This is a genomic window from Falsiroseomonas oryziterrae (assembly GCF_021864505.1).
Lineage (GTDB): Bacteria > Pseudomonadota > Alphaproteobacteria > Acetobacterales > Acetobacteraceae > Falsiroseomonas > Falsiroseomonas oryziterrae.
Window position 1 is genome coordinate 1 of record NZ_JAKJIB010000286.1, and the last position, 5,519, is coordinate 5,519.

General features: G+C 73.3%; 5 protein-coding genes. 3 read left to right on the forward strand and 2 right to left on the reverse strand.

Going from position 1 to position 5,519, the window contains the following annotated elements:
* The first annotated feature begins 277 nt into the window (after positions 1-277).
* Positions 278-1,318, forward strand: a complete 1,041-nt coding sequence (locus L2I40_RS18210; RefSeq protein ID WP_237216613.1) for a glycosyltransferase family 2 protein — start codon at positions 278-280, stop codon at positions 1,316-1,318.
* Here L2I40_RS18210 and L2I40_RS18215 read toward each other — a convergent pair.
* Both L2I40_RS18215 and L2I40_RS18220 read right to left on the reverse strand, forming a co-directional pair.
* Positions 1,240-2,802, reverse strand: coding sequence for a DUF6311 domain-containing protein (locus L2I40_RS18215; protein ID WP_237216609.1), 1,563 nt, complete (start codon positions 2,800-2,802; stop codon positions 1,240-1,242). The genes L2I40_RS18210 and L2I40_RS18215 overlap by 79 nt on opposite strands.
* A gap of 90 nt (positions 2,803-2,892) precedes the next feature.
* Positions 2,893-3,069: a hypothetical protein gene (locus L2I40_RS18220; RefSeq protein ID WP_237216610.1), complete on the reverse strand. Its 177-nt coding sequence runs from the start codon at positions 3,067-3,069 to the stop codon at positions 2,893-2,895.
* Between the two features lie 278 nt (positions 3,070-3,347).
* On the opposite strand from L2I40_RS18220, the gene L2I40_RS18225 reads away from it, so the two are divergent.
* On the forward strand, positions 3,348-4,076 hold the full coding sequence (locus L2I40_RS18225; RefSeq protein WP_237216611.1) for a sugar transferase: 729 nt from the start codon (positions 3,348-3,350) through the stop codon (positions 4,074-4,076).
* Between the two features lie 170 nt (positions 4,077-4,246).
* Positions 4,247-5,519: flippase (locus L2I40_RS18230; RefSeq protein ID WP_237216612.1), on the forward strand; the 1,273-nt coding region annotated here is incomplete at its 3' end.

Here is a 5,519-nt window from a genome sequence, read left to right on the forward strand (position 1 = left end):
GCTGCCTTCGCCCGTCGCTGCAGGCGCGCCGTGCCGGGCGCCGGCCCCCGGCCCGCGGCAGTGTCCTCGCGGGTCCGGGCTGAACACCGCGCCAGTTCCGCCGCCCGCCGGTTGACCTGGGCCGGTCCGCGCAGCAGATCGGGGCGGCGGTCCGCCGGCCATCCTGCCGCCGTGATTCCGCTTGAGCATCGCCCCGAGCCGGACCGATCACGCCACCATGAACCGCCCCACGCCCCTTCCCTTCCGCGCCCATGCGGGCCTGGCCGAGCAGCGCCCGATGCCGGATGCGCGCCCCGTGATCTCGGTCGTGGTGCCGGCCTACAACGAGCAGGAGGTGCTGCGCGCCTTCCACGCGCGCCTCGTGCCGGTGATGGACTCCATCGGCCTCCCCTGGGAGGTCGTCTATGTCAACGACGGGTCGCGCGACACCACGCTGCAGATCATGCTCGAGCTGCAGGCGGCGGATGCGCGCGTCGCGGTGGTCAATCTCAGCCGCAACTTCGGCAAGGAGATCGCGCTGACCGCCGGCCTCGACCATGCAGCGGCGAGCGAGGCGGTGGTGGTCACCGACGCCGACCTGCAGGACCCGCCGGAGGTGATCCCGGACCTCGTTGCCGCCTGGCGCGGCGGCTTCGACATCGCCTATGCGCAGCGCCGCGTGCGCGAGGGCGAGACCTGGGTGAAGAAGGCGACCGCGGCCGCCTTCTACCGCGTGATGCAGAAGATCGGCGGGCGGGTTCAGCTACCGCCCAACACCGGCGATTTCCGCCTGATGTCGCGCCGCTCGCTCGACGCGCTGCTGGCGCTGCGCGAGCAGCACCGCTTCATGAAGGGGCTCTTCGCCTGGGTCGGCTTCCCCTCCACCGCCGTGCTCTACGACCGCGCGCCGCGCGCCGCGGGTACGACGAAGTGGAACTACTGGAAGCTGTGGAACTTCAGCCTGGAGGGGATCACCTCCTTCACCGTCGGCCCGCTGAAGGTCGCCACCTATCTCGGCTTCGTCACGGCGATCTTCGCCGCCATCTACGGCGCGACCATCGTCTTCCGCACCCTGGTCTGGGGCAACCCGGTCGCCGGCTATCCCAGCCTGCTGGCCGTGGTGCTGTTCCTCGGCGGCGTACAGCTCATGACGCTCGGCATCATCGGCGAGTATCTCGGGCGCATCTTCAACGAGACCAAGGGACGGCCGCTCTACATCGTCGAGCGGCACCTGCCTTCCGCCGTGCCGGCCGGCGAGGCCTACCGGCAGGCCAGCAATTCGCCGATCGGCGCGCAGCGCGTGTCGGAGCCCGGCACCAGCGGCGCCAGCGCGGCCTGAGCCGCGGGCAGGATCACGCGCAGCTCGCCCGGGGCGAAGGGCGCCGCCGCCAGCTCCCGGTCGCGACAGCGCGGCGGCTCGTGCCAGCGCGCCGCGTACATGGTGCTGGCCGGCACGCCGCGCTCCGACGCCAGCAGCAGTACCTCGAGCAGCTGCGCATAGGTCGCGTCGCCCGTCGCCTTGTCGATGCAGGGCCAGGACGGGAGGATGGTGAGGCTGCGGGCCTCGGCCAGCGCTGCGCGCAGCTTCGGCGCCTCCACCGTCCAGGCCGGGTGCTGCGCGGCCCAGCGGGACAGCTCGCCGCGCAGCGTCGCGGCGTCGGCGAACTGGATCAGCCCGGCCACCAGCACCAGCGGCGCGAAACTGCGTGCGAGCAGGATCATCGCGCCGATCAGCAGCGCGTAGCCGACCGGCCAGAAGAAGCGGCCGGACGCGCGGAACTGCTCGAGGAAGGAGGGCACCTCGCCGAGGTCGAGGATGATCGCGCCGCCGAAGCCGACGCGGTGGCTCGCCGCCAGGATGCTGAGGGCGATGGCGGCCAGCGTCAGGCCCGGATGGGCGCGGAACATCGCCTCCGCCGCCGCGCCTGGCCGCAGCAGCGTGCCCGCGACGATCGCCGCAATGACGCCGAGGCCGAGCCAGTTGTAGCCCTCCCAGCCGCCATGGCCGGTCGCGTCGAGCTGCGGCGCCCAGGGCCAGCCGAGCAGCGCCGAGCCCGAGGGCCACAGCGGCGAGAGCAGGTTCATGGCGAACATGCCGTAGCCGCCATCGCCTTCGGCGCCGAGGTAGCCGAAGGCCGCCATCACCGCCGCGACCAGCGCGACGATGCCGGCGACGCCGAGCGCCTCCGGCAGGAAGCGCTCGCCTCGCAGCAGCCGCGTGGCCGGCACGGCGGCGAGCAGCGCGAGCGTCATCAGCGCCAGGTAGGGATGCACCAGCAGGGCCGCGACCTGCAGCAGCGCCGCGCCGATCCAAAGGCCGCGCGTCGGCTCCACGACCAGGCGGAAGTAGAAGCCGAGGCCGACCAGGATGAGGAAATGGCCCGACAGCGCCGCATGGCCGAAGCGCCCGATGAAGGCGGGCATCGAGACGGCGGCGAGCGAGACGCCGATGGCGGGCAGGAGCCGCCGCTCATCGGCGCCGCGCAACGCCCACACCGCGGCCACGGGCTGCAGCGCCCAGGCGAGCCCGTAGAACAGGCCGATGCCGTGGAAGCCCTCCGGCAGCCAGCCGCGCAGCGCCTTCAGGACCAGCGCGAGCAGCGGGATCGAATCGGCGAAGGCGGTGTTGAGGCCGCCTTCCTGGGTGTTCAGGTTCGCCGCGAAGGTCGGTGGCCAGCGCCAGGCATCGGCGATGAGGTAGCGCTGCGCGATGACGTGCTGGGCGGCGTCGCCGACCGGCCGGAACGCTTCGCCCGCCGCCGGGAACAGGAACTCCGCCGGAAAGATCCAGGCCACCAGCGCCACGCCCAGCGCGAGCGCCATGGGATAGGCGACGATACCGGAACGCAGCAGGCCACGACTCCTCGCGAGGGCGGTTCCGCCCTCAGACCACGGCGCGCCCGGCCCGTCCAGCTACCAGAGGCGGGGGACGAGCAGCGCGAGCGCCACCCAGCCGACGGAGGACAGGGCAAGCGCCAGGAGGATGCCGCGCGCGGCGGCGCCCGGATCGGCGCCGCCGCGGGCATGGTCGCCCCGCCGGTCCTCCCCGGGTATGGCCACGCGCGGACGGTGCATCACCAACTGGGCCATGAGCCAATCATGGCAGAACTGGGGCAGGACTTCTCCGAAATTCGTCGGGGTGCCGCGAAAATCTGCGGCGCTGCGCCCGAATGCAGCGCGCCTTAATCATGCCGCAAGCACGTCGCAAACCCGCCGGCCGCGACCGCTAACTCCTTGAGCATCGGGCCTGAACCCCAGGATTGAAGCGGCACGGCGCCTTCGCCATCTGGCGGATCGCCGGGCCGGGACACCCAGGGGCGCGGTCCATCTGAAGGAGAAGCGGGTTACCCCCGCGCACGAGGACCTCCATGCCTGGCCTGGAAGCCGTCCAGACGCTCGCCCGCGAGCCCGAGACGAAGCGCTCCGCCTTCGCCCAGCCGATGCTGGCGCCGGCCCTGCCGGATGCCGGGGGCCTGGCCGCAGCCCTGCGCCCGGCGGCCAAGCGCGCGCTCGACATCCTCGGCGCCGGCGCCCTGCTGCTGCTCGCCCTGCCCGCCTTCCTGATCATCGCCGCGCTGGTGCGCATGGATGGCGGCCGCGTCTTCTACGCGCATGAGCGCATCGGCCGGGGCGGGCGCGCCTTCGGCTGCCTCAAGTTCCGCTCCATGGTGGCCGATGCCGACAAGCGACTCGCCGCCCTGCTCGAGCGCGACCCGGCCGCCCGGGCCGAGTGGGACAGCACGCGCAAGCTGAAGAACGATCCGCGCGTGACCTGGGTGGGCCGCTTCCTGCGCGCCTCCTCGCTCGATGAGCTGCCGCAGCTGATCAACGTGCTCCGGGGCGACATGAGCCTGGTCGGCCCGCGCCCGGTGCAGGCGAGCGAGCTCGCCGCCTACTACGGCCCGGCCGCGCAGCACTACATGACGGTGCGCCCCGGCATCACCGGGCCCTGGCAGATCAGCGGCCGCAGCGACACCAGCTACGCCCAGCGCGTGGCGCTCGACGTCGCCTATGTGACCCGGCCCTCGCTGCTGAACGACATCCGCATCCTGCTCCGCACGCCGATGGCGGTGCTGGCGCGGCGCGGGGCGTATTAGCTCCCCACGACGTCGCCTGCGGCGCCGCCGCGGGGCCCCGTTTGGGCGCTGCTTCCGGGTAGCTTGGTTCCTCCTGCCGTGGCAAAGCCACGGCAGGGCCCCGCGGGGGCGGAAGGATGCCTGCGGGCACGGCCCCTCTTGCGCGGACAGGACAGGGATCTGATCGGGCGATGGCCGAGACGGCCGAGGCGCGGGCGTCGGGCGGGCGGCTGCTCTCCGGAACGCTGTGGAACGCGGCGGGGCGCGGGCTCCCGCTGATCCTCGCGCTCGCGCTGACGCCGGTGCTGGTGCACCAGATGGGGATCGAGCGCTGGGGCCTGTTCACGCTGGCGCTCGCGCTGGTCGGCGTCTTCGGCGTCTTCGACCTCGGCGTGGGCGCAGCGCTGACGCGCGCGCTGGCCGCGCGCAGCCTGGCCGGCGACGCGGCCGGTTCGACGGCAATCGCCGGGGCTGCGATCACCGCCCTCGCCCTGCTGAGCGGCGGCGTGGCAGCGGTCGCCTTCGCGCTGATGCCCCTGCTGGTCGAACGCGTGCTCAACACGCCGGCGGCGCTGCAGGCCGAGGCCGTCGCCGCCTTCCGCCTGCTCTGCCTGGCTGCGCCGCTGGTCGTGGTCAACGCCGCACTCTGGGGCGCGCTGGCCGCGCATCAGCGATTCCGCGAAGCGAACCTCGTCACCATCCCCGTCTCCATCATGTACTACGCCGGCCCGGCGCTGGTGCTGCTGGTCTGGCAGAGCCTGGTCGGCGTGATCCTCGCCCTGCTCGCCTGCCGGCTCGCCAACACGATCAGCTACTGGTGGCTCGCGCGGCGCGACCTGCCGGGCCTCGCGCCCGCGCGGCCGCGCTGGGAGGTGCTCGGACCGCTGCTGCGGATGGGCGGCTGGATGAGCGCCTCCGGCATCCTCACCCAGGCGCTGCTCTACGCCGACCGCTTCCTGATCGGCGCCTTCCTGACGCTCTCCGCGGTCGCCTTCTACGCGACGCCGCTCGACCTCGTCATGCGCATGTGGATCCTGCCCGTGGCGGTCGCGCAGGCGCTGCTGCCCGCCATGGCCTCGGCCTACGCCACGCATGCGGAGGCGACGGCCGGGCTGCTGCGGCGCGGCGCGCTGATGACGCTTGCCGTCGTGCTGCCCGCCTGCCTGCTGCTGGTGGCGACCGGGCCGGAGCTGCTGCGCCTCTGGCTCGGCGCGGAATTCGCCGCCGGCGGCGGGCGCGTGCTGCAGATCCTGGGCGTCGGCATCTTCTTCTCCTGCGCCGCCTTCGCCCCGGGCGCGCTGCTGGACGCGATCGGCCGCCCGGACGTGAACGCGAAATGGCAACTGGCGCAGGCGGCGCTGTTCCTGCCGCTCTCGGCCGTCCTGCTGCTGCGCTTCGGGATCGAGGGCGCGGCGGCCGCCTGGGCCGCGCGCTGCGCGGCCGACGCGGCGGGGCGCCTGTGGT